Below are 25429 nucleotides of genomic sequence, written 5' to 3'. Positions count from 1 at the left end.
ATAATACAAAATCAACAAAGAGGTCACTATGAAGGCGTACTGGATTGCTCATGTGGATATAGCCGATGCCGATCATTACAGCCAATACACCCAGCGTGCGCCGGCAGCGTTCGCTGCGTTTGGCGCGAAGTTTCTGGCCAGAGGCGGGCGCAGTGAGGCGATGGAAGGGCGCCAGACGCCGCAGCGCAGCGTGGTGATCGAGTTCGAGAGCTACGAAAAAGCCGTGGCGTGCTACCGCTCGGCGGCGTATCAGGAGGCGAAAAGTTATCGCGAGGAATGGGCGAGGGCGGAAATCATCATCGTTGAAGGCATCGCCCCAATTAAGCAACACCACTAAACCCCTGTAGGAGTGAGCCTGCTCGCGATAGCGCTTTATCAGTCAAAATTTTCACCGACTGACACACCGCTATCGCGAGCAGGCTCACTCCTACAAAGAGCGGGTTGCGTGATCAGCGGATAAAGTGAATCTTGCCGCTGTCATCATTGCCCATGTAGATCCCATACACCCCAGCCTGGCGCTCTTCGATATAGCGCTCAAGAATCTGCCGGATCGCCGGGTAATAGATCTGTTCCCACGGAATGTCTTCCGGCGCGAAGAACTTGTAATCCAGCGTCTCCGGCCCATATTGCCCGGTGATCTCCAGCGCGATCGCACGAAAAATGATGTACACCTCGCTGATCTTCGGCACGCTGAAAATCGAATACGGCGAGACGATTTCCGCACGCACGCCGCTTTCTTCCCAGACTTCACGGATCGCCGCTTGCTCGGTGGTCTCGCCGCTTTCCATGAACCCGGCGGGCAGCGTCCAGGTGCCCGGGCGCGGTGGGATCGCGCGTTGGCACAAGAGGTATTTGCCGTCCTGCTCGATGATGCAGCCGGCAATGATCTTCGGATTGACGTAGTGGATGTAGCCGCAGCCGCGACACATCAGGCGCTCGTGCGTATCGCCCGGCGGCACCTGCTGACCGAGGTCAGGGCCACCGCATTTCGGGCAATAGCTCGGGCTGAACATATCAGTGACCTATACGGGGTTCTTTCAGCGCGATGGGCAGGGTGATGTTCGGCGTGGCGCCGGTCTCTTCCTGTTTGCGCTTGAGGTAGTCGAGCGCCACCGCAGCAGCGGCGCGAACGTGATCGACGCAGGCCTGATGCGCCGCCAGCGGATCGCCGCTTTTGATCGCCTCGACCATTTTTTCCATTTCGTGGTTACTCGCGCCGCGACGGTTTTCCTGGGACACCGAGGTCGCGCGCAGGTAGCTGATGCGCGCCTGCAACTGGCGCAGTTGAGTCGCCGCGACATGGTTGCCCGAACCTTCGAGCAGCACGTCGTAGAAACCCTGCACTGAGTCGATCACCTGCTGCAACTCGCCGTCCTTCAACGCCTTGCGGTTGTCGTCGAGGGCTTTTTCCAGGGCTTTGATGTCCTTGGCTTTAGCGCGCAGGGTGAAGAGCTGGACGATCAGGCCTTCGAGTACGCAGCGCAGCTCATAGATGTCGACCGCATCGGCGAGGGTGATGATCGCCACGCGCGGGCCTTTGGCATCGGCGAACTCGACCAGACCTTCGGATTCCAGGTGACGCAAGGCTTCACGCACCGACGTACGGCTTACACCGAGGCGATCGCACAGATCGCGCTCGACCAGACGATCGCCTGGCATGAGCTGGAAATTCATGATCGCGCTACGCAGTTTATCCAGCACGATTTCGCGCAGGGTAACGGGGTTGCGATTGACCTTGAAGCTGTCGTCGAGTGGCTGGCGTTTCATGGGGTCCGCTCTTTAAGTTGGCTGTCCATGCCAGACGGGCATCTAAACAGCCGAGGGGTTAACTGAGGCTTCGGCGTCGGCTTCGGCAAAGGCTTCACGGGCCAGCCGGAAACTGTCCACGGCTGCCGGAACGCCGCAATAAATGCCGACCTGAAGCAGAATTTCGCGTATTTGCTCACGACTCAGGCCGTTACGCAAGGCGCCACGCACATGCAGCTTGAGTTCGTGCGGACGGTTGAGCGCCGAGATCATCGCCAGGTTGATCATGCTGCGCTCCTTGAGCGACAAACCCTCGCGCCCCCAGACATGGCCCCAGCAGTATTCGGTAACCATTTCCTGCAGCGGACGGGTGAAGTCGTCGGCGTTGTCGATTGAACGCTGGACATAAGCTTCGCCCAATACCTGAGTGCGGATTTTCAGGCCTTTTTCGTACTTTTCGTTACTCATCATTCCTCCCATCACCACAAATCCCTTGTAGGAGTGAGCCTGCTCGCGATAGCGGTGGATCAGTCGACATCAATGTTGAATGTCAGTCCGCTATCGCGAGCAGGCTCACTCCTACAGGGATTATGTGAATCTGTCAGGCCAGGGTCGGCAGGGGGCCGAGCTTGCCTTTGTGGTAAATCATCGGCGTCACCGGTTGCGCGGGCAGGATCAGATTCTTCACCGCGCCAACGATAATCGCGTGATCACCACCGTCGTACTCACGCCACAACTCGCACTCGATGATCGCCGTCGCTTTGGCCAGAATCGGGTTACCGAGTTCGCTCAGATGCCACTCGATGTCCTTGGCTTTGTCCTTGCCTTTACCGGCAAACGCATAGGCCTCAGCCGTCTGGTCAGCCGACAGCAAATGGATCGCGAATTTCTTGCTGTCGCGCAGCACCGGGTAGGTGTCGGAAGCATAGTTGGGGCAGAACAGCACCAGCGCCGGGTCGATCGACAGCGCACTGAAGGCGCTGGCGGTGATGCCGACGATGCCGCCTTCCGGGTCGAGGGTGGTGACCACCGTGACGCCGGACGGGAACGAGCTCATGACGTCTTTGTAAATGCCGGGTTCGATCATTTCGCAGGACTCCTAGCGCATCACAAACGGATCAGGCATTGGTGCCTGAGAAAGGTTGATCCACACCGTTTTCAGTTCGGTGTAGGCCAGCACCGAATCGATGCCGCTTTCGCGTCCATAGCCACTGTTCTTGAAACCGCCGATCGGCGCCATCGCCGACACCGCGCGGTAAGTGTTGACCCAGATGATCCCGGAGCGCACATCGCGAGCGAGGCGGTGAGCACGGCCCAGGTCGCGGGTCCAGATGCCAGCCGCAAGGCCGAACTGTGAGTCGTTGGCGATCGCCAGTGCTTCGGCTTCATCTTTGAAGCGAATCACCGACGCCACCGGGCCGAAGACTTCTTCCTGCATGATCTTCATCGAATTGCGGTCGCATTCGAACAGCGTCGGCTCGTAGAACCAGCCCTCGCCGAGATCGCTCGGACGCTTGCCGCCAGTGCGCAAACGCGCGCCTTCAGCGATGGCGTCGGCGACCAGACCTTCGACCACCGCCAATTGCTGCGCGGTGGCCATCGGGCCCATCTCACTGTGGTCTTCTTGCGGGTTGCCGATGCGAATGCGCTGGGCGCGTTCGACCAGTCGGCTGACGAATTCGTCGTAGATCTCGTCCTGCACCAACAGTCGCGAACCCGACACGCAGCTCTGTCCGGAGGCCGCGTAGATCCCGGCGATCGCGCCGTTGATCGCGCTGTCCAGATCGGCGTCGGCGAAGATGATGTTCGGTGATTTGCCGCCCAGTTCCAGCGACAGCTTGGCGAAGTTCTCGGCGCTGCTGCGCACCACATGCCGCGCTGTCGCCGCGCCGCCGGTGAAGGCAATCTTGCGGATCAGCGGATGGCGGGTGAGGGCGGCGCCAGTGCTTGGGCCATAACCGGTGACGACGTTGACCACGCCCGGCGGAATCCCGGCTTCGAGCGCCAGACGTGCCAGTTCAAGAATGGTCGCCGAAGCGTGCTCGGAAGGCTTGATCACAATCGTGTTGCCAGCGGCGAGGGCCGGCGCCAGTTTGATTGCGGTCAGGTACAGCGGGCTGTTCCACGGAATGATCGCGGCGACCACGCCCATTGCTTCGTGCACGGTGTAGGCGAACAGGTCGGGCTTATCCAGCGGCAGCGTGCCGCCTTCGAGCTTGTCGGCCAGCCCTGCGGTGTAATGGAAAAACTCCGGCAGATAACTGACTTGCCCACGGGTTTCGCGGATCAGTTTGCCGTTGTCGCGGCTTTCCAGCTGCGCCAGTTGTTCCTTGTTTTCCGCGATCAGATCGCCGAGACGGCGCAGCAGTTTGCCGCGCGCGGTGGCGGTCAGACCGCGCCAGGCCGGGCTGTCGAAAGCGGTCTGTGCCGATTGCACGGCGCGTTCGACGTCCGCTGCATCGGCGTCGGGCAACTCCGCCCAGGCTTGGGCCGTGGCCGGGTTGAGGCTTTCGAAGGTCTTGCCGGAGAGGGCATCGACCCATTCTCCGCCGATGCACATCTGGAAGCGTGCGAGTGTCATGCAACGATCCCCTTTATATGGTTTTGTCGGGAGTGTGCGAATTGCAGAAATTCCAGCAGCGTCTGATTGACCAGACGCGGCGACTCTACCGGCATCATATGCCGTTGCTCAGGCAGCACGGCAACCTTCGCACCGGGGATGCGTCGGGCCAGTTGCTCGGCCATTTCCGGGGTCGAACCCGGATCGAGTTCACCGGTGGCGATCAGCGTCGGCGCCTGAATGCTGCCCAGGTCGTCGGCGCGGTACATGTCTTGGGTGGCGAACAATTCATAAGTGGTCAGATAGCCTTGCGGATCATTGCCGGCCAGGGTCTGGCGAATCGCGGCGATCTGCGCCGGGTTGGCCGCTTGATACTCGCGGCTGAACCAGCGCGACAACGCCGCTTCGGCATTGGCGTCCGGGCCATGTTCCGCTGCTTGCGCGGTACGGGCGATGACGCCGGCACGCTGTTCTTCGCTGCGGTTGAACACGCTGTTCAACACCACCAGGCTTTGCAGGCGCTGCGGGTAATGCAGGGCAAAGGCCCGCGCGACCAGACCGCCCATGGAGAAACCGATCACCGCTGCCTGCGGCAGATTGAGGTGATCGAGCAGCTCCAGCAACTGATCGGCGTAACCGAGCAGGGCGGTGCCGCTGGCCGGTCGCGGACTGGCGCCATGACCGAGCATGTCGTAGGCGATCACCCGGTATTGGCTGGACAGGCCGACAATCTGCCCGCCCCACATTTCTTTGTTCAGGCCCACGCCGTGGATCAAAACCACGGGCTGGCCTTGGCCGGTCGCCAGGTAACTGGTGCCAGCCGGGGTGAGTTCAGCGGTGAGCCGAATCATGGAGCGCTCCTGCAGTGCCTTTTTATTGTGATTACTGGGCCTTTTCGGCGGCCAGTTCTTCCAGATCGATGTAGCGGTTACCGATGCGCGGGTGCAGGCGACCACCGTCAGCGCAACCCAGCACGACAACGATTTCGTCAGCACGCGGCGCGTCTTCGATCTGCATTTCCAGGGTGATGTAGTGCGAACGCTGACCTTCGTCGTCCTTGTGCATCATCGGGATCTGGATCGAAGTGCCCGGGCCGCCGCGCTTGTTGGTAAAGCTCAGGTAGCTCTTGGCGTTGACCGCTTCGCGGTAGTGATTGCCAAAGCGCAGGGTGTGGATGACGGCGGAGGCGTGCTCGATCTCGCCATCGGCGCCGACCACAGCCGCTTTGCCGTAGGCCTCGATTTTTTCCGCACCGCCGATGATGCCGACCAGACGTTCAACCATCAGCGCGCCGAGGTCGGAGCAGTTGGCACGGATCTGCGGCTTGAGGTCTTCGACGAAACCGTTGCCCACCCATGGGTTTTTCATCACCACGGCGAGGCCAACCATGGTCACCGGCTTGTCAGCGGCTTTGCCGCCTTCGATAAAGGTTTCTTCGACATAGCTGACGATCTTGCGAATTTCGAAACTCATGAGCTGCTCCGTTGGGGGATTAAGAGTGTCTGTGCGTCTGATGGTATACCATAATACCGATCGTGCAAGTCCCCTCGATGACTTTTGCCGCATCACCCCGGCGAATGGTCATGTATTCAGATCCCAAAGCCCCCACAACCCCTGTAGGAGTGAGCCTGCTCGCGATAGCGGTGTATCAGGTAAGAAATCATTGACTGACACACCGCTATCGCGAGCAGGCTCACTCCTACAGGGGAATCCGTCGGCAATGCGGTTAACAAAAGATAACGTGGCGCCGATTGTCAGACGTTTCGAAAGCCCGATAGGATGAGCCAGCTTCCGAAGTGGCTCTGGATTGCGGGTTTCAGGACTATGCTTCTGACCAGCCATCAGCGGAGCACACTTGCGGCGCCCTTGAAGGCCAATGGCCTAACAATAATAAATAGGGGAAGGTCTATGAGTCGTTGCCGCCCGCCGGCGTTACGCAACACCGCGTTGCTGGCCACAGCACTCTCCATGCTGGGCTTGGCCACGTTATCGGCACCTGTGATTGCTGCCGAGGCGCCAGCCGATGTGGTCTATGCCACCGAATCCGCCAAAGCCGCGAAAAGCCTGATTCTCGATGTCGTCCACGCTGGCGCACGCCTGGTCGCGGTCGGCGATCGCGGGCACATTCTCTATTCCGATGACCAGGGCAAAACCTGGACGCAAGCCAAAGTGCCGAGCCGGCAACTGCTGACCGCTGTGTACTTTGTCGACGACAAGCACGGCTGGGCGGTCGGCCACGACGCGCAAATCCTCGCCAGCGCAGACGGCGGTCTGACCTGGACCAAACAATTCGAAGACCTCAAACGCGAATCGCCGCTGCTCGATGTCTGGTTCAAGGACGTCAACAGCGGCCTCGCTGTGGGCGCGTACGGCGCGCTGCTGGAAACCACCGACGGCGGCAAGAACTGGGAAGACGTCAGCGACCGCCTCGACAACGAAGATCAATTCCACCTCAACGCCATCGCGGCGGTGAAGGACGCTGGGCTGTTCATCGTCGGCGAGTCGGGCAGCATGTTCCGCTCCGCCGATGACGGCCAGACCTGGGAAAAACTCGAAGGCCCGTACGAAGGCTCGCTGTTCGGCGTGATCGGCACCGCGCAACCGCAGACCCTGCTGGCCTACGGCTTGCGCGGCAACCTCTACCGCTCCACCGATTTCGGCAGCACCTGGGAGCAGGTCGAGCTGAAAGCTGCGCGCGGATCGCTGGAATTCGGCCTGTCCGGCGCCACATTGCTCCCGGATGGCTCGATCGTCATCGTCGGCAACGGCGGTTCGGTGATCAGCAGCAGCGACAACGGCGAGACCTTCAGCGTGTTCAACCGTCCGGACCGCATCTCGCTGTCATCGGTCACCGCTGCCGGCGACGGCAACCTGATTCTGAGCGGGCAGGGTGGCGTTCATACCACACTGCCAAACGGTGCCGAGATCAATAATAAGAAGGCGGGGCTATGACTTCCTTGATCACTCCTCAGCAGGACAAGGCGACGTTTCTTGAGCGCCTGATCTTCAACAACCGTCCGGCAGTGATCCTCATCTGCCTGGTGGTGAGTATTTTCCTGTTCTGGCAGGCCACGCTGATCCGGCCGTCGACCAGTTTCGAAAAAATGATCCCGCTCAAGCATCCGTTCATCGAGAAGATGATGGAGCACCGCAACGATCTGGCGAACCTGGGCAACACCGTGCGCATTTCGGTAGAAGCCAAGGACGGCGACATCTTCTCCAAGGAGTACATGGAGACCCTGCGGCAGATCAACGACGAGGTGTTCTACATCTCTGGCGTCGACCGCTCCGGGCTGAAGTCGCTGTGGAGCCCGAGCGTACGCTGGACCGAAGTGACCGAAGAGGGTTTCGCCGGCGGTGAAGTGATCCCGCAGAGCTACAACGGCTCGCAGGACAGCCTCGACCTGCTGCGCAACAACGTGCTCAAGTCCGGCCAGGTCGGGCGTCTGGTGGCCAACGACTTCAAGTCGAGCATCGTCGACATCCCGCTGCTGGAGTCCTACCCGGACCCGGAAGACCAGGGCAAGTTGCTCGCGCTGGACTACCGCAAGTTCTCCCATGAACTCGAAGACAAGATCCGCAACAAGTTTGAAGCGCAGAATCCCAACGTCAAAATCCACATCGTCGGTTTCGCCAAAAAGGTCGGCGACCTGATCGACGGTCTGGTGATGGTCGTGCTGTTCTTCGGCATCGCCTTCGTCATCACCCTGATCCTGCTGCTGTGGTTCACCAACTGCGTACGCAGCACCATCGCGGTGTTGAGTACGACGCTGGTGGCAGTGGTCTGGCAGCTCGGTCTGATGCACTTCTTCGGTTTCGGGCTCGATCCGTATTCGATGCTGGTGCCATTCCTGATTTTCGCCATCGGTATTTCCCACGGCGTGCAGAAGATCAACGGTATCGCTCTGCAATCCAGCGAGGCCGACAACGCGTTGACCGCAGCGCGGCGGACCTTCCGGCAACTGTTCCTGCCGGGGATGATCGCGATTCTCGCGGATGCGGTGGGTTTCATCACGCTGCTGATCATCGACATCGGCGTGATCCGTGAACTGGCGATCGGCGCGTCGATCGGCGTGGCGGTGATCGTGTTCACCAACCTGATCCTGTTGCCGGTGGCGATTTCCTATGTCGGTATCAGCAAGCGCGCGATTGCCAAGAGCAAGAAAGACGCGAACCGCGAGCATCCGTTCTGGCGCCTGTTGTCGAACTTCGCCAACCCGAAAGTCGCACGTATTTCGGTGGTGCTGGCGCTGATCGCCTTCGGCGGCGGCCTCTGGTACAGCCAGAACCTGAAAATCGGCGACCTCGACCAAGGCGCGCCGGAACTGCGTCCGGACTCGCGCTACAACAAGGACAACAACTTCATCATCAACAACTATTCAACCAGTTCCGATGTGCTGGTGGTGATGGTCAAGACCAAGGCTGAAGGTTGCTCGCGTTATGAGGCCATGGCGCCGATCGATGAGCTGATGTGGAAGATGCAGAACACCGAGGGCGTGCAGTCGGCGATCTCGCTGGTGACCGTGTCCAAGCAGATGATCAAGGGCATGAACGAGGGCAACCTGAAATGGGAAACCCTGTCGCGCAACCCGGACGTGCTGAACAACTCGATTGCCCGCGCCGATGGTCTGTACAACAACAGTTGCTCGCTGGCGCCGGTGCTGGTGTTCCTCAACGATCACAAGGCTGAAACCCTCGATCGGGCGGTACACGCGGTGCAGGAATTCGCCAAGGACAACAACAAGGACGGTCTGGAATTCATCCTCGCCGCCGGTAACGCCGGGATCGAAGCAGCCACCAACGAAGTCATCAAGCAGGCTGAGCTGACCATCCTGATTCTGGTGTACATCTGCGTGGCAGTGATGTGCATGATCACCTTCCGTTCGTGGGCGGCGACGCTGTGCATCGTCCTGCCGCTGGTGCTGACCTCGGTACTCGGCAACGCGCTGATGGCGTTCATGGGCATCGGTGTGAAGGTGGCGACCTTGCCGGTGGTGGCACTGGGTGTGGGGATTGGTGTCGACTACGGCATCTACATCTACAGCCGTCTGGAAAGTTTCCTGCGTGCGGGGCTGCCGTTGCAGGAAGCCTATTACCAGACGCTGAAATCCACCGGTAAAGCCGTGCTGTTCACCGGTCTGTGCCTGGCGATCGGTGTGTGCACGTGGATCTTCTCGGCGATCAAGTTCCAGGCCGACATGGGCCTGATGCTGACCTTTATGCTGTTGTGGAACATGTTCGGTGCGCTGTGGCTGTTACCGGCGCTGGCGAAGTTCCTGATCAAGCCGGAGAAACTGGCGGGGCAGAAGGGTAATTCGCTGTTTGCCCACTGATCTGAAGGGCTGAAACGACGAAGCCGCAACCTTAGGGTTGCGGCTTTTTTTTGTGGGTCAGGATCAAAAGCCCCTCACCCTAGCCCTCTCCCCGAGGGAGAGGGGACTGATTGGGGGAGATTGGCGATTTACACCGACGTGAACGATTCGCTTTGAATCCATAATCGACTCGATTTTTCAGGTCGATGTATGACGAAGCACGCCTCGGTCAGTCCCCTCTACCTCTGGGAGAGGGCTAGGGTGAGGGCAAGCAGTCTCAAGATTCAGGAGAGTTCTGTGCCGAGCACAACACTCAAAGCACTACGCGCATCATCCAGCTGCACCAACGTCGCATGCCGAGCACCCAGCGCATCGCGATTCTCGATCGCCGTCAAAATCGCCTTATGCCGAGGCAACGCCAGTTCATGCAGATTCGGCCGCTGATTCGAATGCTTCAACGCCTCGGCAATCGCCACCGACAACATATTGCACAGGTTCGCCAACAAGTCGTTGTGTGTCGCATCGGCAATCCGGCTATGAAAGTCCAGATCCGGTTGCAACAAGGCTTCCGGTGTCGGCGCCGCTTCCATGCGCTGGTAAGCCTCGCCAATCGCTGCAATATCCGCCTCCGTCGCATGTTGAGCAGCGAGGGCGGCAGCCGCCGGCTCGATAATGCTGCGCACACTGGTCAGCACATTGAAAAACTCATTCTGCGGGCTGCTTTGCATCAGCCAGTGCAGCACGTCCGGGTCGAGCATGTGCCATTCGCGCCGGGCCTTGACCACCGTGCCAACACGAGGCTTGGAATACACCAGCCCCTTGGCCACCAGCACCCGCGTGGCTTCGCGCAACACCGGCCGGCTGACCGCGTACTCCTCGCAGAGCAGGGCTTCGGCGGGCAGTTTGTCGTCGGGCAAGAAGCGTCCGGAGACGATCTGCATGCCCAGTTCCTGGACGATGCGCGAATGCATGCTTTTGCGGTCGGAAGGTTTGCGGTAATCCATGGGGGGTGGCGCGATCCTGAGCGATGGAGATGCCGCGCATCATAGCAGGCACGGCGCAATCTTGAGGGAGTACACAAAACCAAATGTAGGAGTGAGCCTGCTCGCGATAGCGGTGTGTCAGCTGAACAATTGCTAACTGACACACCGCTATCGCGAGCAGGCTCACTCCTACAGGGTATGGCGGTGTTAGTGAGAATGGCGCGGCACTTCAGCGCCTCGGCAACCAACGAGGAAGTCGAAGTCACACCCCTGATCCGCCTGCAGCACATGGTCGATGTACAACTGGCGATAGCCACCGACCAACAACTGCTGCGGCGGTTGCAGATCCGCCATGCGTGCCGCCAGTTCGGCATCCGGAATATCCAGGTGCAGCCGCCCGGTGGCGCAATCCAGCTCGATCCAGTCACCTTCCTTCACCGTCGCCAAAGGCCCGCCGGCCGCCGCTTCCGGCGCCACGTGCAGAACCACGGTGCCGTACGCCGTGCCGCTCATCCGAGCATCGGAAATGCGCACCATGTCGGTCACACCCTGCGCCAACAGCTTCGCCGGTAAACCCATGTTGCCGACTTCAGCCATGCCCGGATAACCTTTCGGCCCGCAGTTCTTCATCACCAGAATCGAATCCTTATCGACCTCCAGTTCCGGATCGTTGATCCGCGCCTTGTACATGTCGAAGTTCTCGAACACCACCGCGCGGCCGCGATGCTGCATCAATTCCGGGGTCGCGGCGGATGGCTTGAGCACGGCACCGAGCGGCGCCAGATTGCCGCGCAACACGCAGATGCCACCGTCGGCGCGAATCGGATTGTCGAGCGTGCGGATCACCTCGTCTTCGCCATAGATCGGCGCGTCCTTGGTGTTCTCGCCGATGGACTTGCCGTTCACCGTCAGTGCATTCGGGTTAGGGATCAGATTGGCTTCACCGAGACGCCGCAGCACTGCCGGCAAACCACCGGCGTAATAGAACTCTTCCATCAGAAAACGCCCCGACGGTTGCAGGTCGACAATGGTCGGCATGCCACGACCGATACGGGTCCAGTCGTCCAGATCCAGTTCAACGCCGATGCGTCCAGCGATAGCTTTCAAGTGAATCACCGCGTTGGTCGAACCGCCGATAGCTGCGTTCACACGAATAGCGTTTTCGAAGGCTTCCTTGGTGAGGATCTTCGACAGTTTCAAGTCTTCGCGAACCATCTCCACCGCACGCATACCGGACATGTGCGCCAACACATAACGTCGCGCATCCACCGCCGGGATCGCCGCGTTGTGCGGCAGCGAAGTGCCGAGTGCTTCCGCCATGCAGGCCATCGTCGATGCGGTGCCCATGGTGTTGCAGGTGCCCGCCGAACGCGACATGCCACCCTCGGCTGCAAGGAAATCGTCAATCGTGATGGTGCCGGCCTTGACCTGCTCGCTGAGCTGCCAGACCACGGTGCCGGAACCGATGTCCTTGCCTTTGTGCTTGCCGTTCAACATCGGCCCGCCGGTGACAACAATCGCCGGCACGTCGCAACTGGCCGCACCCATCAGCAGCGCCGGGGTGGTTTTGTCGCAACCGGTCAGCAGCACCACGCCATCGATCGGGTTGCCGCGAATGGCCTCTTCAACGTCCATGCTCGCCAGGTTGCGCGTGAGCATGGCGGTCGGGCGCAGGTTCGATTCGCCGTTGGAGAACACCGGGAATTCCACCGGAAAACCACCGGCCTCGATCACCCCGCGTTTGACGTGCTCCGCGATCTGGCGGAAGTGCGCGTTGCACGGGGTCAGTTCCGACCAGGTGTTGCAGATGCCGATGATCGGCTTGCCATGGAACTGGTGGTCGGCGATGCCCTGATTCTTCATCCAGCTGCGGTACATGAAGCCGTTCTTGTCGGCCGTGCCAAACCATTGGGCGGAGCGCAGGGTGGGTTTCTTATCAGACATGATCGATTCTCTTATTGTATGACTATAGTGTTCCAGCTACGGCCTAATCTAAGCGCAAAATCCTAGGTTTGGAAGTGTTGTTGGTGAATTAGTAATACTATATAGTCGTTTTCGACGGAGGGATGGCCCTGACGGTTTTTCGTGAGAGGCGTCCCCCGAGGTTCTATAAAAACAACAATCGGAGACCGATCTCATGAGCCAGGAACTGCGGCTAATCCGGCGCATTACGCTGAAACTGATTCCCTTCCTGATCCTGCTGTACCTGATCGCCTATGTGGATCGCTCCGCCGTCGGCTTTGCCAAGCTGCACATGGGCGCCGACATCGGTATCGGCGACGCCGCCTACGGCCTCGGCGCCGGGCTGTTCTTCATTGGCTACTTCCTTCTCGAAATCCCCAGCAACCTGATGCTCGAACGCTTCGGCGCACGGCGCTGGTTCGCGCGGATCATGATCACCTGGGGCGCGATCACCATCGGCATGGCCTTCGTTCAGGGCCCGCACAGTTTCTACGTGATGCGCTTTCTGCTCGGCGCGGCCGAAGCGGGGTTCTTTCCCGGCGTTCTCTACTACATCACCCAATGGTTTCCGGTGCGCCATCGCGGCAAGATCCTCGGGCTGTTCATCCTCTCGCAACCGATTGCGATGATGATCACAGGTCCCGTTTCCGGCGGTTTGCTTGGCATGGACGGCGTTCTCGGTCTGCATGGCTGGCAGTGGCTGTTCATCGTCATCGGCACCCCGGCGATCCTCCTGACCTGGCCGGTGCTGCGCTGGTTGCCGGACGGCCCGCAACAAGTGAAATGGATGGATCAGGCCGAGAAAGACTGGCTGACCGGTGAGCTGAAAAAGGATCTGCAGGAATACGGCCAGACCCGCCACGGCAATCCGCTGCATGCGCTGAAGGACAAACGTGTGTTGTTGCTGGCGCTGTTCTATCTGCCGGTGACGTTGAGCATTTATGGCTTGGGTTTGTGGCTGCCGACGCTGATCAAACAGTTTGGCGGCAGCGATCTGGTCACCGGTTTCGTGTCGTCGGTGCCGTACATCTTCGGGATCATCGGCTTGTTGATCGTGCCGCGCAGTTCCGATCGTTTGAATGATCGTTACGGGCATCTGGCTGTTCTTTATGTGCTGGGTGCGATTGGCTTGTTCCTGAGTGCGTGGCTGTCGCTGCCCGTGGCGCAACTGGCGGCTTTGTGTCTGGTGGCGTTTGCGCTGTTTTCCTGCACGGCGGTGTTCTGGACCTTGCCTGGGCGCTTCTTTGCCGGCGCGAGTGCGGCGGCGGGGATTGCGCTGATCAACTCGGTGGGGAATCTGGGCGGGTACATCGGGCCGTTCGTGATCGGGGCGTTGAAGGAGTACACCGGCAATCTCGCGTCCGGGTTGTATTTCCTGTCGGGCGTGATGGTGTTCGGTTTGGTTCTGACGGGCGTGGTTTACCGCGTGCTGGAACGCAAACACGTGCTCCCAGTCGACCAATTTGCCGCCAGCGCCCGTGGCGCCACCCGAACCTGACAGACCCACACCGATCCCCTGTAGGAGTGAGCCTGCTCGCGATAGCGGTGTATCAGTAAAAAAGTTGTCACCTGACACACCGCTATCGCGAGCAGGCTCACTCCTACAGGGTTCTGCGGTGTTTTTTAGAGGGAATAGGAGAAAATCATGCATCTGGTTCAATTCGAATTAAGCAACCGCGAACGCCGCGTCGGCGTGGTCGACAACGATCTGGTGCGCGAAGTGCTAGACGCGCGCAGCGTGCGCGATCTGGCGCTCGCCGCCATCGAAGCTGGCAACACCCTGGAACAGCAAGTGCAGACCCTCGGCCTCGGCATCAGCCACGACTACGCCGAACTGCTCGCGCAACTGCGCATCCTGCCGCCCCTCGATCACCCGGACCCGGCGCACATGCTGATCAGCGGCACCGGCCTGACCCACTTGGGCAGCGCCTCGGCCCGCGACAAGATGCACCAGCAGGCCGGCGACGAAGCGGCGATGACCGACACCATGCGCATCTTCAAATGGGGCGTGGAGGGCGGCAAACCGGCGGCGGGGCAGGCCGGTGTCCAACCAGAATGGTTCTACAAGGGCGACGGCAGTATCGTCGTTCGCCCGGGCCAGCCGTTCCCGGTCCCGCCGTTTGCTGAAGACGCTGGCGAAGAACCAGAGATGGCCGGCCTCTACCTCATTGGTAACGACGGCAAGCCTTATCGCCTGGGCTTTGCGGTGGGCAACGAGTTCTCCGATCACATCATGGAGCGCAAGAATTACCTGTACCTCGCGCACTCGAAATTGCGCAGTTGCAGTTACGGCCCGGAACTTCGCACCGGTGAACTGCCTCAACATCTGGCAGGCACCAGTCGCATCCTGCGTGACGGCGAAGTGCTCTGGCAGAACGAGTTTCTCAGCGGCGAGGCGAACATGTGCCACAGCCTCGCCAACCTCGAATACCACCATTTCAAGTACAGCCAGTTCCTGCGTCCGGGGGATGTGCACATTCATTTCTTCGGCACCGCGACCCTGTCGTTCGCCGATGGCATCCGCACCCAGCCGGGCGACGTCTTCGAAATCAGCCAGGCCGAATTCGGTGCACCGCTGGTCAACGGCATCGTCCCGGTTCCAGCGGCATTTGAACCGGACAGCATCGGCACCCTTTAAGGAGATCCCATGACTCAGATTCTCGGTCACAACTACATTGGTGGTCAGCGCAGCGCCGCTGGCGACGTCAAACTGCACTCCGTCGATGCCACGACGGGCGAACAGTTGCCGCACGATTTCATTCAGGCCACGGTAGAGGAAGTCGACGCAGCGGCCAAAGCTGCCGCTGCCGCGTACCCGGCCTACCGCAGCCTCAGCGCCGAACGCCGCGCGCAGTTTCTCGACGCAATTGCCGATGAACTGGATGCCCTCGGTGATGATTTCGTTGCCGTGGTCTGCCGCGAAACGGCGTTGCCGGCCGGACGTATTCAAGGTGAGCGCGGGCGTACCAGCGGGCAGATGCGTCTGTTCGCCAAGGTTCTGCGTCGGGGGGATTTCTACGGTGCGCGGATTGATCTGCCGTTGCCGGATCGTCAGCCGTTGCCACGTCCGGATCTGCGCCAATACCGCATTGGTCTTGGCCCGGTGGCGGTGTTCGGCGCAAGCAACTTTCCGTTGGCCTTTTCCACCGCCGGCGGCGACACCGCCTCGGCACTGGCTGCCGGTTGCCCGGTGGTGTTCAAGGCCCACAGCGGTCACATGGCCACGGCTGAACTGGTCGCCGATGCGCTGATCCGCGCAGCCGAAAAAACCGCGATGCCTGCCGGTGTGTTCAACATGATCTACGGCGGTGGCGTTGGTGAATGGCTGGTCAAGCACCCGGCAATTCAGGCGGTCGGTTTCACCGGTTCGCTCAAGGGCGGACGCGCACTGTGCGACATGGCCGCTGCACGCCCGCAACCGATCCCGGTGTTTGCCGAGATGTCGAGCATCAACCCGGTGATCGTCCTGCCGCAGGCCCTTGCCGAACGTTCGGAAACCGTTGCTCGTGACCTGACCGCTTCGGTGGTGCAGGGCTGCGGTCAGTTCTGTACCAATCCCGGTCTGGTGATCGGCATCCGGTCACCGCAGTTCAGCGCGTTCGTGCAGCAGGTTGCGGGTTTGATCGGTGATCAACCGGCGCAAACCATGCTCAACGCCGGCACCCTCGGCAGCTACGGTAATGGCTTGCAGAAACTGCTGGCGCATCCTGGCATCGAGCATTTGGCCGGCAACCCGCAGCAGGGCAATCAGGCACAGCCGCAATTGTTCAAGGCCGATGCGAACCTGTTGATCGATGGCGATGAAGTGCTGCAGGAAGAAGTGTTCGGCCCGACCACGGTGATTGTCGAAGTGGCGGACAAGGCGCAACTCAGCGCTGCGCTGCATGGCCTGCACGGGCAACTGACCGCGACGATCATTGGCGAGCAGGCGGACTTTGAACGTTTCCCTGAGTTGACGCCGTTGCTGGAACAGAAGGTCGGGCGGATCCTGCTTAACGGTTATCCGACGGGTGTCGAGGTGTGTGATTCGATGGTGCATGGCGGGCCGTATCCGGCGACGTCCGATGCCCGTGGTACTTCGGTCGGTACGCTGGCCATCGACCGTTTCCTGCGCCCGGTGTGCTTCCAGAATTACCCGGACAGCTTGCTGCCCGAGCCGCTGAAGAACGCCAACCCGCTGCGCATCCAGCGCCTCGTCGACGGCAAGCCCTCACGCGACGCCCTCTGACACCACACCAATCCCCTGTAGGAGTGAGCCTGCTCGCGATAGCGGTTTCAAATTCAACCTATCTGTTGGATGACACACCGCCATCGCGAGCAGGCTCACTCCTACAAGGGCCAGGTACGACAATGAGCTATCATTGCCGGTTTCCCCTGAAAGACTTTACTGCCATGACTGCCCAAACCCTTCTCAACGCCCTCGAACACTGCGGTATGGTCGAAATCGACGGCCTGCATGCCTTCGAATTCGCCCTCGACGAAGACGACAACCTGCACATCGAATGCATCGATGGCCGAGCGGCCAAGCATTGGGAATTCACGCCGGCGCAGGTTGCAGCAGCAACGTTTGATGACTCCCTGCAGAGCTGGCTGATTGTCGGCTATTTCAATGAGACCAAAGCGATCGGTGAACACCGCCTGGTTTGTCATGGCGATGTAGTCAGCAGCAGCGACGATGAGGATGACACTGATGAAAATGCGTAAATTCTGGCCGCTGCTGATGGCTGGTAGCGTCGGCGCCATGGGCCTGTCCACGGCGTATGCCGAAAGCTTCCAGTTGCTGGTCGGTTCCTACACCGCCAACACCAGTCAGGGCATCTATCGAATGAACTTCGACAGCGCCACCGGCCAGATCGCCGCCAAACCGCTGCAAGTGGTGAAGGGCGAAAACCCGTCGTGGCTGACCCTGTCCAAAGACCAGCATCGCTTGTTCGTGGTCAATGAAAATGGCCCGGGCCAGAAAGACCCGGTCGGCCGCGTCAGCAGCTATTCGATCGACCCGAAGACTCACGCCCTGACTCTGATCAGTCAGGTGCAGAGCCTGGGCAACGAACCGACCCATTCGAGCCTCAGCGGTGACGCCAGCCACTTGTTCGTCAGCAACTATTCGGTGGTGGAAGATCCGGGTGGAACGCTGGCGGTATTGCCGGTCGGTGCCGACGGCAAACTCAAACCGGTGGTGCAGATGAGCGCGCATCCGGCCAGCCGGGTCAATCCCGAGCGTCAGGCTTCGAACCACGTGCACTCGACGGTCTCTTCGCCGGACGGCCGCTACGTGTTCTCCAATGATCTGGGCGCAGACAAGGTTTTCATTTATCAATTCGATCCCAAGGCCAACCCGGAGCTGCCGCTGACCCCAGCGAAAACCGCATCCGTAGCATTGCCTGCCGGCAGCGGCCCGCGTCATTTGCTGTTCAGTGCTGACGGTAAACACGCCTGGCTGACCATGGAAATGAGCGCGCAGGTCGCGGTGTTCGACTACCACGACGGCGTGCTGACCCAGACGCAACTGGTCGATCTGGCCGCCGGCCAGCCGACTTCGGACAAGGCCGGTGCGGCGCTGCATGCCTCGGCGGATGGCAAGTTCCTCTACGTCAGCAACCGTGGCACCGCCAATCAGTTGGTGGTGTTTGCGATTGATCCGGCGAGCGGCCAGCTCAAAGAGCTGCAAAAGCGCTCGGTGGAAGGTGATCACCCGCGCGAATTCAGCCTCGACCCAAGTGGCAAATTCCTGCTGATTGCCAACCAGAAGAGCAACGAAATTGTCGTCGTCGAGCGCGATGGCAAGACCGGTCTGCTCGGCAAAACCGTGCAAAAACTGCCGATGGACGCGCCCAGCGACCTCAAGTTTCTAGTGCGACAATAAGCCACAGGCCCCGGTTTACGGGGCCTGTCTCTTTGTATTAATCGCGCTGATATCCGGTAATGCTACAAAGCATTTCAAGCGATCAACCCTCGAGCGTTAAGTTTGCTTCACGGCCCAACCGGGCAAACAAGCCAACCGAACACGAGGGTTACCGCCATGAACTTCAATCTCTTCTCCGTGATTGCCGCTTCCGCCATCTCCGCCACCGTTGTACTGCCAGCCAGTGCCAACGTTGAAATCAACAGCAAAAAATCCCACACCCAGAGCTACACCCAGAAATACCTGCAACAGAGCGCCAACTTCTACGCCGCCCTGGATCACAAAGCCCAACACTGAAATGCCCGTTGCGCACAACTCCCTGTAGGCGCTGCCGAAGGCTGCGATCTTGCGATCTTGTTTTTTAAAAGCAAAATCAAAAGATCGCAGCCTTCGGCAGCTCCTACACGTGTGCGTGTGTTTTTCGCAGCACGATAGGTTTCTTCAAACGCGCAAATAGACTGGCTAAATAATCAACGAAGCTGATGTTTACTATGGCAAACCCTGAGTGGTTGCCACGGCTTTTTTGATTGATTCTGTGGACATCGAAACATGCCCACGGGAGAACACCATGGCCAGCGCAATCCTTCATTCAGCCAAACGCGGCGCCTATCTGGCCATTGGTCTTTACCTGGCCGTGGTACTGGTCGTCAGCATCGCCTCGCAGATGGAACACAGTTTTGAAGCGCCGATTCAAGTCGCCCACCCAGGCATCCAGTTCGAAGTTCGCTCGCAAAGCGTGATGGTCGACCGGGCAGAACTCGCAGGAGTTGGCGGAGCATGAAAGGCTACAGACTTTGGGTGATCGCCGGTTTGGCGTTCTTCACCAACGGCGCTTCATTATTGGGTATCGGCCAAGGCTCGGTGGGAGCACTGGCCCGGGCCATAGAGGCCAATCACACCATCGCGCACAACATCGAACGGGCGAATACCCTGGGGCTGATGGCCGGCAATCCACCGGTGAAAGTCTCGGCCGATTTTCTCGGCCCGTTCGAGATAGATTGCATGGCACTCGGCATGTGCAATGCGTTGGCTTGACCCTGAGTTACTTGATCGTTCCCACGCTCCGCGTGGTAATGCAGCCCCGGACGCTCCGCGTCCGATTGGCACGCAGAGCGTTCCTTGAGGCATTCCCACGCAGAGCGTGGGAACGATCATCAAGCAGGAGGGTAAGGGTCATTTCTTCATGATCGAGGTGAAAAGGTCGGATTCGAGGAAGCGCTGCAACCAGGCCTGCAACCGAACATAAGGCGTCTGCGCAAACCACTCACGATCAACATGGGCAAACTGCCGAACGAAGGGCAGCAGGGCGATATCCGCCAGGCTGGCATGATCGGCCAGCAAGTAATCGCGATCGGTCAGCAACTCATCCAGCCTCTGCAAGAATAACGCCCCCTCAGCCCGATAAACTTCCATCGGCTGCTCGGGGTAGCGTTCGGCGTATTTATAGCGATTCAAGTGCAGCTTGAACCCCTGATCATTCGCGTCGATCAATTCAGCAATCCGCGCATCATTCTCAAGCAGCCAGCTATCCGGATCATTCTGCGCCAACGCCCAGCGCATGATCTCCAGACTCTCGTCAATCACCTGCCCACCGGCATCCAGCACCGGCACCGAGCCCTTGGGCGAGATCGCCAGCATCTCGGCCGGCTTGGCCTTGAGGCTAACCTCAACGATCTCTACCGGCACGCCCGAATAACGCAACGCCATCCGCGCCCGCATCGCGTAAGGGCAGCGGCGGAAGGAGTACAGCGTGTTCATTTCACCTCCAGCGTGCTCAAACCATTGCCCTGACGCTGTACCTGAATCTGCACCGGGATCCGCTCGTGCATTTCCTGTACGTGGGAAATCACCGCGACCTTACGGCCCTGCGCTTGCAAGCCATCGAGCGCATCCATGGCCAGTTGCAGCGACTCCGGATCGAGGCTGCCAAAACCTTCGTCGATGAACAGCGATTCGATCTTCAGCGTACTCGACGCCATCGACGCCAGACCCAGCGCCAGGGCCAGCGACACCAGGAATGTCTCGCCACCCGACAACGAATGCACCGAACGCAGTTCGTCGCCCATTTCCGTGTCCATCACCAGCAGGCCGAGCATGCTGCCGCCGCGTTTCAGGCGATAGCGTTTGACCAATTGGCGCAATTGCACGTTGGCGTGATGCACGAGCAAATCGAGGTTGTAGGCCTGGGCGATCTTGCGGAAGGTGTCGCCGGTCGCAGAACCGATCAAGGCACTCAATCGCGCCCAGCGCTGATATTCGGCATAGGCCGAGGCGATCTGCTGCGCCAGCGCCTGATTGGCGTTCTGCCGGCGCTGATCTTCAACCAGTTCGGCACGCAATTCGGCGCATTGCTGCTCGCTGACGGTGAACTGGTTTTGCACATCTGTGAGGGCGCTGGCCAGTTGTTCGGCATCCAGGTTGCCGTTGTGCTGCGCCTGATGATCGAGCAGACGCTGGTCACGTTCCTGCAACAACACCTTGGCCTGTTCGATGGCTTTTTCATTGTGCTGCAACTGTTGGCGCAGCTCGGTGACTTGCCCGTCGTCGACTCGCAACAGGTCTTCGAGGCCGCCGTCATCCAGCTCCGGATGGCGGGCGCGCCAGTCGGCAATCTTGCCGGCCAGGTCCTGCTCTTCGTTTTCCAGTGACTGCAAACGCTCTTGCTGCGCCTTGAGTTCGGCGGCGATCTGCACCCGTTGCGTGCGCACGTTCTGCAGTTCCTGCGCGGTAGCGGTTTCGGCATTGCGCGCCTGTTCGACCGCTTGCTCAAGCTGCTGCTGCCAGTGCTCGACGCTGCTGTGCTCGCCAAGCAACTGGGCGAGTTTTTGCTGGCAGGCTTGCTGTTGCTCGGTGAGCGCGGTGAATTGCTGTTCGGCGCTGAGCAATTGCTGTGCGCGGGTCTGCTGGCGATCCTGTTCTTTCTCCAGCGTCTGTTGGCGCTGTTGCTGCTCGGCCTGTTCTTCTTTCTGCTGCTCGACTTGCGCCAGGCGCTCGGCGATCTGCCGGTCAAGCTGCATGAAGGTCGCGGCCGGTTCCTGGCGCAAGGCTTCCAGGGTGTCGGCCGGCAACAAACTGCCGAACGCACTGAGTTCTTCATCGAGACGCTGACGGTCGCTGCTCAGCTCGCGCTGCTGATTGCTCAGGTGCTGCGCGGCCTGCTGGTGCGCAGTTTCCGCCTGACGCAATTGCTGGGTCAGCCGCGCGGCGTCCTGTTGCAGGGTGAGCAGAGCGCTTTGGCGTTGTTCGTCCTGAGTGATGCTCTGGTTCAGTTGCTCATTTTGCCGGGCGAGCCAGGCATCGCGCTTGTTGGCGTCCTGATTGAACAACTGCGCGGACAGCGGATGCGCGTCGAGGCTCGGCGCCAACGCTTGCTGCTGGGCGGCCAGTTGTTCTTGCTGTTGCAGCAGTTCTTTCTGCTGAGCAATGACGCCACCGACTTCGGCGCGTAGCTCGACGAGTTTTTCCTTGAGCTGATCGACCACTTGCTGGGCGTTAGCCTGCTCGCTTTCGTCGTGGCGACCGAGGCTTTGCAGCAGCGCTTCAGGCTGATGATACGGGTGCTCGTTGCTGCCACAGACCGGGCACGGCTGATCGTCCTGCAACTGCGCGCGCAACTCCTCGACACTGGCACTGCGCGCCAGCCGCTGTCGCTCAAGCAGTTCGCGGGTGACGTTGAGGGTTTGCTCGGCAACGGTCAGGTCGGCTTTGGTTTTCACGCCGTCTTGAGTCAGTCGTTCGCGTTCCTGCTGGGCGCTGAGCTGGCGTTGTTGCAGCTCGCTGCTGCGCTTGTCCAGATCCTGTTGCGTGGCCCACAGGCGCGACAGGTCTTCGAAGGCGCGCAGTTGTTTGCGATTGTCCTGCAACAGCGTGCCGAGGATACCGATCTGCTCGGCGACGGCATCCGGTTCGGCGCCGGCCTCCTTGTACAGCACCTCAAGTTGCTGCTTTTGCGCGGTCAGTGCTTCGGCGCTGCGCGTAGCGTTTTCTTCGAGGCCCGCCAGTTCCGCCTGCCCCTTGTTCAGACGATTGCCAATCAGCATCAGCTGTTGCAGGCGATCGCGGTAGGCATTCCACGCGTCACTCAGCGGCGCCAGATGAGCGCTTTGCTCAAGCTCGGCGGCAATGCGCTGCAGGCGCTCGGCGACCTGAGTCTGTTTTTCCTGCAAGGCTTGAATGGCATTCTGGCCCTCGGCGCAAGCCTGCTGCGCATTGAGCCTGGCTTCGGCACTTTGCGCGACATCCTTGACCAGACGGGCGAGGGTGCTTTGTTCTTCAAAGGCCTGACGCAACAGTGGCGCGTTTTCGCTCTGCCGTTGTTGCGCTTCGCTCAACGCGACTTTTGCTGCTTCGAGATCCTGCTCCAGTTGCGTCTGGCGCTCAGTCAGTTCGGCGTGTTGCTGCGTGTGCGCGGTGATCTGCGCGGCCAGTGGCGTCAGCAGGGCATCGAGTTCGCTTTTGCGCGCGAACTGATGCCGTTGTGGGCCGAGTTGCTCCAGGCGCGTCAACTTGACCCGCTCGCCGGCCAGACTTTCCGATTGCTGCTGAGCGCTGTGCAGTTGCTCGGCGGCGGCTTGCTGCGCGTCCTGCAATACCCGCAAATCCTTGAGCCAACCGTGCTGTTGCTCGAGCTGTTTGAGCTGCGCCTGCTGCAACTTCATTTGCTGTTGGGCGGCGTTGAAGCGCTCATCCAGTTCGGCTCGGGCTTCGGGTGCCAACGGGGTCACGCCGGTGGCTTGATCCTGCAACAGCTTGTGCGCTTCGCGGGCTTCTTTGGTCTTGTCGAAAGCACGGCGGCCGAGGCGGGTGTACAGCGCGGTGTCGGTGAGCTTTTCCAGCAGCTCGCTGCGGTCGTTGTCGTCTGCTTTCAGGAACGCGCTGAACTCACTTTGGGCCAGCAGTACGGCGCGGGTGAACTGTTCAAAGTTCAGGCCGAGCGCGGCTTCCAGTTGGGTTTTGTATTCGCCTTTCTGGCTGGCGAGCAGTTGATCCTGATCGATGTCGCGCAGACTCTGACGGCTGGCCTGCAACTTGCCGCCGGCCTTCTCACGCGCACGGTTGGCTTCCCACCGTGCCCGATAGCGGCGGCCATCGACACCGACGAAATCCACTTCGGCATAACCTTCGCCGGTACCGCGACGCAGCAAGGTGCGCGGGTCGCCGGTGGCGATTTCACCGTCGGCATCCGGAACCTTGGCGTCACGGCCGGTGTTGTTCAGGCGCGGCACCGCGCCGAACAGCGCCAGGCACAAGGCGTCGAGCAAAGTACTTTTACCAGCGCCGGTCGGGCCGGTAATCGCAAACAGACCGGCGCTGGCCAGCGGTTCGGCGGTGAAGTCGATTTCGAACGGCCCGGCCAGCGAGGCGAGGTTCTTCAAGCGAATGGCGAGAATCTTCATGGCTGCTCGCCCTCCAGTTGTACGTCCTGCAGCAGTTCGGCGAAGTCCTTCAGCGTTTGCTCGTCGACTTCACTGCCGTAGTTATCGAGCCAGGCGCGGCTGAACAGTTCCTGCGGAGTGAGCTGGTCGAGTTCGATCAGCGCTGTGCCGTCTTCGACGCCGTCAGCACCACGATTACCGGCGTATTCAGCGGCGATACGCACCAGGCGTACGGCTTTGCCTTGCAGGGCGCTTTCGACTTGATGGCGCAGATCCGGCTGTGGCTCGTCGAGGGTTACGCGTACTTCCAGCCACGGTTGCCGCTGGGTTTCGGCGAGCAGATCGATGTTCGGCAGGTCCGCCAGTTGTAGAAGAATCTCGGCCAGCGGTGCAGGGCCGATGCGCTGCAGATTGACCGAACGCGGGATCAGTTTTGGCTCGACGCTGACCAGGGTTTCGCCGTCGAGGGTGACGTCGAGAATCTGGTGCTGATAGCCGATCTCCGAGAACGACAACGGGATCGGCGAGCCGCTGTAGCGAATGCGCTCTTCACCGTTGACCTTCTGCGGCTTGTGCAAATGGCCGAGGGCGACGTAGCTGATGCTCGGCCCGAACAGGCTGGCGGGCAGGGCTTCGGCATTGCCGATGATCAGACTGCGCTCGGAGTCCTCGGAAACGGAGCCGCCGGCCATGTGCGCGTGGCTGATAGCAATCAATGCCTGACCGGGTTTGCGCTTGGCGTTGGCCGCTTCGATCAGCCATTCATGCACCTGACCGATGCCACGCAAATAGTTGTCGCCCAGATGCGCGCCAGTCACCTCCGCCGGGCGCAGAAACGGCAGCGCCAGGCACCACGCGGCGACTTCGCCGGTTTTATCCGGCAACGGCAGCAGCAGGCGTTCGGCATCCAGTTGCCCGTCATCCAGCCACAACACCCGACCCAGCGCATGGGTGCGCAAACGGCGCATCAACGGCGCGGGCAGTTCGATCCGCGACCCGGAATCGTGGTTGCCGGCGATCATCACAATGGTCAGCAATGGCTGCTGTTCGTGGGCGCTGACGATGAAGTCGTAGAGGCGTTCCTGGGCTTTGACCGGCGGATTGACCGTGTCAAAGATGTCCCCGGCAATCAACAGCACATCCGGCTGCGCCAGTTGCAGTTGGCGCAGCAGCCACTCGAGGAAGCACGCATGCTCGAAATCGCGCTCCTGGCCGTGCAGGTTTTGCCCAAGGTGCCAGTCGGAGGTGTGGAACAGACGCAAGGTGGACTCCGCAACATTTAAAGAGGTGATGGCCGCGAGGAAATGAAGGGCGGCGAAAGAGGGGGAGAGTTTACAGATTATTGCGGCGGGGGGGCTTGTTGTACGGGTGAGCGATGACTCACTGAGTCATGGTTTGCTTGATACCACTCATCGGAAGTGATTTCTCGGGTAAATCAAAAATTGACGCCAAAATAGTGGCCATCTAATATCGCGCCGCAAATTTGATATTAGTGCGCCACTATTCGGTGAAAGGGCCGTTTTACGATCTGCAGCAAGGTTCGTGACTGTCAGGAAGTACCGCGCACTCACCGTCATCCGACTTTT

Annotated in this window: 23 protein-coding genes; 11 read left to right on the top strand and 12 right to left on the bottom strand. The window is 60.2% G+C overall.

Translation table 11 applies throughout. From position 1 onward, the window contains the following. Positions 1-28: 28 nt before the first annotated feature. Entirely contained in the window at positions 29-337 is a 309-nt protein-coding gene (locus tag H8F23_RS10450; RefSeq protein WP_194934317.1) for a DUF1330 domain-containing protein, read from the top strand. Positions 338-449: 112 nt separating this feature from the next. On the opposite strand, the gene H8F23_RS10445 is transcribed toward H8F23_RS10450, so the two are convergent. The 7 genes from H8F23_RS10445 to H8F23_RS10415 form a co-directional block, all read right to left on the bottom strand. Further along, positions 450-1013: an NUDIX hydrolase gene (locus H8F23_RS10445; protein WP_095050096.1), complete on the bottom strand. Its 564-nt coding sequence runs from the start codon at positions 1011-1013 to the stop codon at positions 450-452. A gap of 1 nt (position 1014) precedes the next feature. Beyond that, entirely contained in the window at positions 1015-1767 is a 753-nt protein-coding gene (locus tag H8F23_RS10440; protein ID WP_116256671.1) for a GntR family transcriptional regulator, read from the bottom strand. A gap of 42 nt (positions 1768-1809) precedes the next feature. After that, positions 1810-2214 (bottom strand): carboxymuconolactone decarboxylase family protein, encoded by a 405-nt coding sequence (locus H8F23_RS10435; RefSeq protein ID WP_016984498.1) that lies wholly within the window; start codon positions 2212-2214, stop codon positions 1810-1812. 133 nt (positions 2215-2347) lie between these two features. Next, positions 2348-2833 (bottom strand): flavin reductase family protein, encoded by a 486-nt coding sequence (locus tag H8F23_RS10430; RefSeq protein ID WP_194934316.1) that lies wholly within the window; start codon positions 2831-2833, stop codon positions 2348-2350. Positions 2834-2845: 12 nt separating this feature from the next. After that, entirely contained in the window at positions 2846-4327 is a 1482-nt protein-coding gene (locus H8F23_RS10425) for an aldehyde dehydrogenase (protein ID WP_194934315.1), read from the bottom strand. Beyond that, entirely contained in the window at positions 4324-5157 is an 834-nt protein-coding gene (locus H8F23_RS10420; RefSeq protein WP_194934314.1) for an alpha/beta fold hydrolase, read from the bottom strand. The genes H8F23_RS10425 and H8F23_RS10420 overlap by 4 nt, the downstream gene beginning before the upstream one ends. Before the next feature lie 31 nt (positions 5158-5188). Next, positions 5189-5779 (bottom strand): amino acid synthesis family protein, encoded by a 591-nt coding sequence (locus H8F23_RS10415; protein ID WP_103305754.1) that lies wholly within the window; start codon positions 5777-5779, stop codon positions 5189-5191. Between the two features lie 435 nt (positions 5780-6214). Here H8F23_RS10415 and H8F23_RS10410 point away from each other — a divergent pair, with 435 nt between their 5' ends. Both H8F23_RS10410 and H8F23_RS10405 read left to right on the top strand, forming a co-directional pair. Next, a complete protein-coding gene (locus H8F23_RS10410; protein ID WP_194934313.1) occupies positions 6215-7258 on the top strand; it encodes a WD40/YVTN/BNR-like repeat-containing protein in 1044 nt (347 codons plus the stop codon). Beyond that, entirely contained in the window at positions 7255-9639 is a 2385-nt protein-coding gene (locus H8F23_RS10405; protein WP_095050102.1) for an efflux RND transporter permease subunit, read from the top strand. The genes H8F23_RS10410 and H8F23_RS10405 overlap by 4 nt, the downstream gene beginning before the upstream one ends. A gap of 263 nt (positions 9640-9902) precedes the next feature. Here the strand turns inward: H8F23_RS10405 and H8F23_RS10400 are convergent, their stop codons facing one another. Together H8F23_RS10400 and H8F23_RS10395 are read right to left on the bottom strand one after the other, a co-directional pair. Next, complete coding sequence (locus tag H8F23_RS10400) at positions 9903-10622, bottom strand: FadR/GntR family transcriptional regulator (protein ID WP_007917986.1); 720 nt, start codon at positions 10620-10622, stop codon at positions 9903-9905. A 186-nt stretch (positions 10623-10808) separates the two neighbouring features. Then, on the bottom strand, positions 10809-12545 hold the full coding sequence (locus tag H8F23_RS10395) for an IlvD/Edd family dehydratase (RefSeq protein WP_194934312.1): 1737 nt from the start codon (positions 12543-12545) through the stop codon (positions 10809-10811). Between the two features lie 193 nt (positions 12546-12738). On the opposite strand from H8F23_RS10395, the gene H8F23_RS10390 reads away from it, so the two are divergent. The 8 genes from H8F23_RS10390 to H8F23_RS10355 all read left to right on the top strand — a co-directional run bounded on the left by H8F23_RS10390 (position 12739) and on the right by H8F23_RS10355 (position 19503). After that, positions 12739-14061, top strand: a complete 1323-nt coding sequence (locus H8F23_RS10390; RefSeq protein ID WP_194934311.1) for an MFS transporter — start codon at positions 12739-12741, stop codon at positions 14059-14061. A gap of 147 nt (positions 14062-14208) precedes the next feature. Then, a complete protein-coding gene (gene araD1, locus H8F23_RS10385; protein ID WP_194934310.1) occupies positions 14209-15201 on the top strand; it encodes an AraD1 family protein in 993 nt (330 codons plus the stop codon). Positions 15202-15210: 9 nt separating this feature from the next. After that, the gene (locus H8F23_RS10380; RefSeq protein WP_194934309.1) at positions 15211-16791 is read left to right on the top strand and encodes an aldehyde dehydrogenase (NADP(+)); all 1581 of its coding nucleotides are present in this window, start codon (positions 15211-15213) and stop codon (positions 16789-16791) included. 164 nt (positions 16792-16955) lie between these two features. Then, positions 16956-17267, top strand: a complete 312-nt coding sequence (locus H8F23_RS10375) for a DUF5629 family protein (RefSeq protein ID WP_008088034.1) — start codon at positions 16956-16958, stop codon at positions 17265-17267. After that, entirely contained in the window at positions 17254-18429 is a 1176-nt protein-coding gene (locus H8F23_RS10370; RefSeq protein WP_194934307.1) for a lactonase family protein, read from the top strand. Before H8F23_RS10375 ends, H8F23_RS10370 begins: the two co-directional genes overlap by 14 nt. 156 nt (positions 18430-18585) lie before the next feature. Next, a complete protein-coding gene (locus H8F23_RS10365; protein ID WP_007917967.1) occupies positions 18586-18765 on the top strand; it encodes a hypothetical protein in 180 nt (59 codons plus the stop codon). Positions 18766-19036: 271 nt separating this feature from the next. Then, complete coding sequence (locus H8F23_RS10360; RefSeq protein WP_194934306.1) at positions 19037-19249, top strand: hypothetical protein; 213 nt, start codon at positions 19037-19039, stop codon at positions 19247-19249. Next, complete coding sequence (locus H8F23_RS10355; RefSeq protein ID WP_038368124.1) at positions 19246-19503, top strand: hypothetical protein; 258 nt, start codon at positions 19246-19248, stop codon at positions 19501-19503. The genes H8F23_RS10360 and H8F23_RS10355 overlap by 4 nt, the downstream gene beginning before the upstream one ends. A 138-nt stretch (positions 19504-19641) precedes the next feature. On the opposite strand, the gene H8F23_RS10350 is transcribed toward H8F23_RS10355, so the two are convergent. Genes H8F23_RS10350 through H8F23_RS10340 form a run of 3 tightly spaced genes read right to left on the bottom strand, consistent with a single transcriptional unit; the run spans position 19642 to position 25105 of the window. Further along, on the bottom strand, positions 19642-20226 hold the full coding sequence (locus tag H8F23_RS10350) for a glutathione S-transferase (RefSeq protein WP_194934305.1): 585 nt from the start codon (positions 20224-20226) through the stop codon (positions 19642-19644). Next, the gene (locus tag H8F23_RS10345; RefSeq protein ID WP_194934304.1) at positions 20223-23864 is read right to left on the bottom strand and encodes an SbcC/MukB-like Walker B domain-containing protein; all 3642 of its coding nucleotides are present in this window, start codon (positions 23862-23864) and stop codon (positions 20223-20225) included. The genes H8F23_RS10350 and H8F23_RS10345 overlap by 4 nt, the downstream gene beginning before the upstream one ends. After that, complete coding sequence (locus H8F23_RS10340) at positions 23861-25105, bottom strand: exonuclease SbcCD subunit D C-terminal domain-containing protein (RefSeq protein WP_194934303.1); 1245 nt, start codon at positions 25103-25105, stop codon at positions 23861-23863. Before H8F23_RS10340 ends, H8F23_RS10345 begins: the two co-directional genes overlap by 4 nt. Positions 25106-25429 lie beyond the last annotated feature (324 nt).

The sequence above is a fragment of the Pseudomonas neuropathica genome, from assembly GCF_015461835.1.
Classification (GTDB): domain Bacteria; phylum Pseudomonadota; class Gammaproteobacteria; order Pseudomonadales; family Pseudomonadaceae; genus Aquipseudomonas; species Aquipseudomonas neuropathica.
This window is presented reverse-complemented; position numbering and strand designations above follow the sequence as displayed.

What these genes read in the sequence shown, in the direction of transcription:
- H8F23_RS10395 (WP_194934312.1), bottom strand. Translation starts at nt 12,545, where the DNA reads ATGTCTGATAAGAAACCCACCCTGCGCTCCGCCCAATGGTTTGGCACG.
- H8F23_RS10355 (WP_038368124.1), top strand. Translation starts at nt 19,246, where the DNA reads ATGAAAGGCTACAGACTTTGGGTGATCGCCGGTTTGGCGTTCTTCACC.
- H8F23_RS10380 (WP_194934309.1), top strand. Translation starts at nt 15,211, where the DNA reads ATGACTCAGATTCTCGGTCACAACTACATTGGTGGTCAGCGCAGCGCC.
- H8F23_RS10375 (WP_008088034.1), top strand. Translation starts at nt 16,956, where the DNA reads ATGACTGCCCAAACCCTTCTCAACGCCCTCGAACACTGCGGTATGGTC.
- H8F23_RS10440 (WP_116256671.1), bottom strand. Translation starts at nt 1,767, where the DNA reads ATGAAACGCCAGCCACTCGACGACAGCTTCAAGGTCAATCGCAACCCC.
- H8F23_RS10435 (WP_016984498.1), bottom strand. Translation starts at nt 2,214, where the DNA reads ATGAGTAACGAAAAGTACGAAAAAGGCCTGAAAATCCGCACTCAGGTA.
- H8F23_RS10430 (WP_194934316.1), bottom strand. Translation starts at nt 2,833, where the DNA reads ATGATCGAACCCGGCATTTACAAAGACGTCATGAGCTCGTTCCCGTCC.
- araD1 (WP_194934310.1), top strand. Translation starts at nt 14,209, where the DNA reads ATGCATCTGGTTCAATTCGAATTAAGCAACCGCGAACGCCGCGTCGGC.
- H8F23_RS10415 (WP_103305754.1), bottom strand. Translation starts at nt 5,779, where the DNA reads ATGAGTTTCGAAATTCGCAAGATCGTCAGCTATGTCGAAGAAACCTTT.
- H8F23_RS10400 (WP_007917986.1), bottom strand. Translation starts at nt 10,622, where the DNA reads ATGGATTACCGCAAACCTTCCGACCGCAAAAGCATGCATTCGCGCATC.
- H8F23_RS10405 (WP_095050102.1), top strand. Translation starts at nt 7,255, where the DNA reads ATGACTTCCTTGATCACTCCTCAGCAGGACAAGGCGACGTTTCTTGAG.
- H8F23_RS10445 (WP_095050096.1), bottom strand. Translation starts at nt 1,013, where the DNA reads ATGTTCAGCCCGAGCTATTGCCCGAAATGCGGTGGCCCTGACCTCGGT.
- H8F23_RS10350 (WP_194934305.1), bottom strand. Translation starts at nt 20,226, where the DNA reads ATGAACACGCTGTACTCCTTCCGCCGCTGCCCTTACGCGATGCGGGCG.
- H8F23_RS10425 (WP_194934315.1), bottom strand. Translation starts at nt 4,327, where the DNA reads ATGACACTCGCACGCTTCCAGATGTGCATCGGCGGAGAATGGGTCGAT.
- H8F23_RS10370 (WP_194934307.1), top strand. Translation starts at nt 17,254, where the DNA reads ATGAAAATGCGTAAATTCTGGCCGCTGCTGATGGCTGGTAGCGTCGGC.
- H8F23_RS10450 (WP_194934317.1), top strand. Translation starts at nt 29, where the DNA reads ATGAAGGCGTACTGGATTGCTCATGTGGATATAGCCGATGCCGATCAT.
- H8F23_RS10365 (WP_007917967.1), top strand. Translation starts at nt 18,586, where the DNA reads ATGAACTTCAATCTCTTCTCCGTGATTGCCGCTTCCGCCATCTCCGCC.
- H8F23_RS10420 (WP_194934314.1), bottom strand. Translation starts at nt 5,157, where the DNA reads ATGATTCGGCTCACCGCTGAACTCACCCCGGCTGGCACCAGTTACCTG.
- H8F23_RS10410 (WP_194934313.1), top strand. Translation starts at nt 6,215, where the DNA reads ATGAGTCGTTGCCGCCCGCCGGCGTTACGCAACACCGCGTTGCTGGCC.
- H8F23_RS10390 (WP_194934311.1), top strand. Translation starts at nt 12,739, where the DNA reads ATGAGCCAGGAACTGCGGCTAATCCGGCGCATTACGCTGAAACTGATT.
- H8F23_RS10360 (WP_194934306.1), top strand. Translation starts at nt 19,037, where the DNA reads ATGGCCAGCGCAATCCTTCATTCAGCCAAACGCGGCGCCTATCTGGCC.
- H8F23_RS10345 (WP_194934304.1), bottom strand. Translation starts at nt 23,864, where the DNA reads ATGAAGATTCTCGCCATTCGCTTGAAGAACCTCGCCTCGCTGGCCGGG.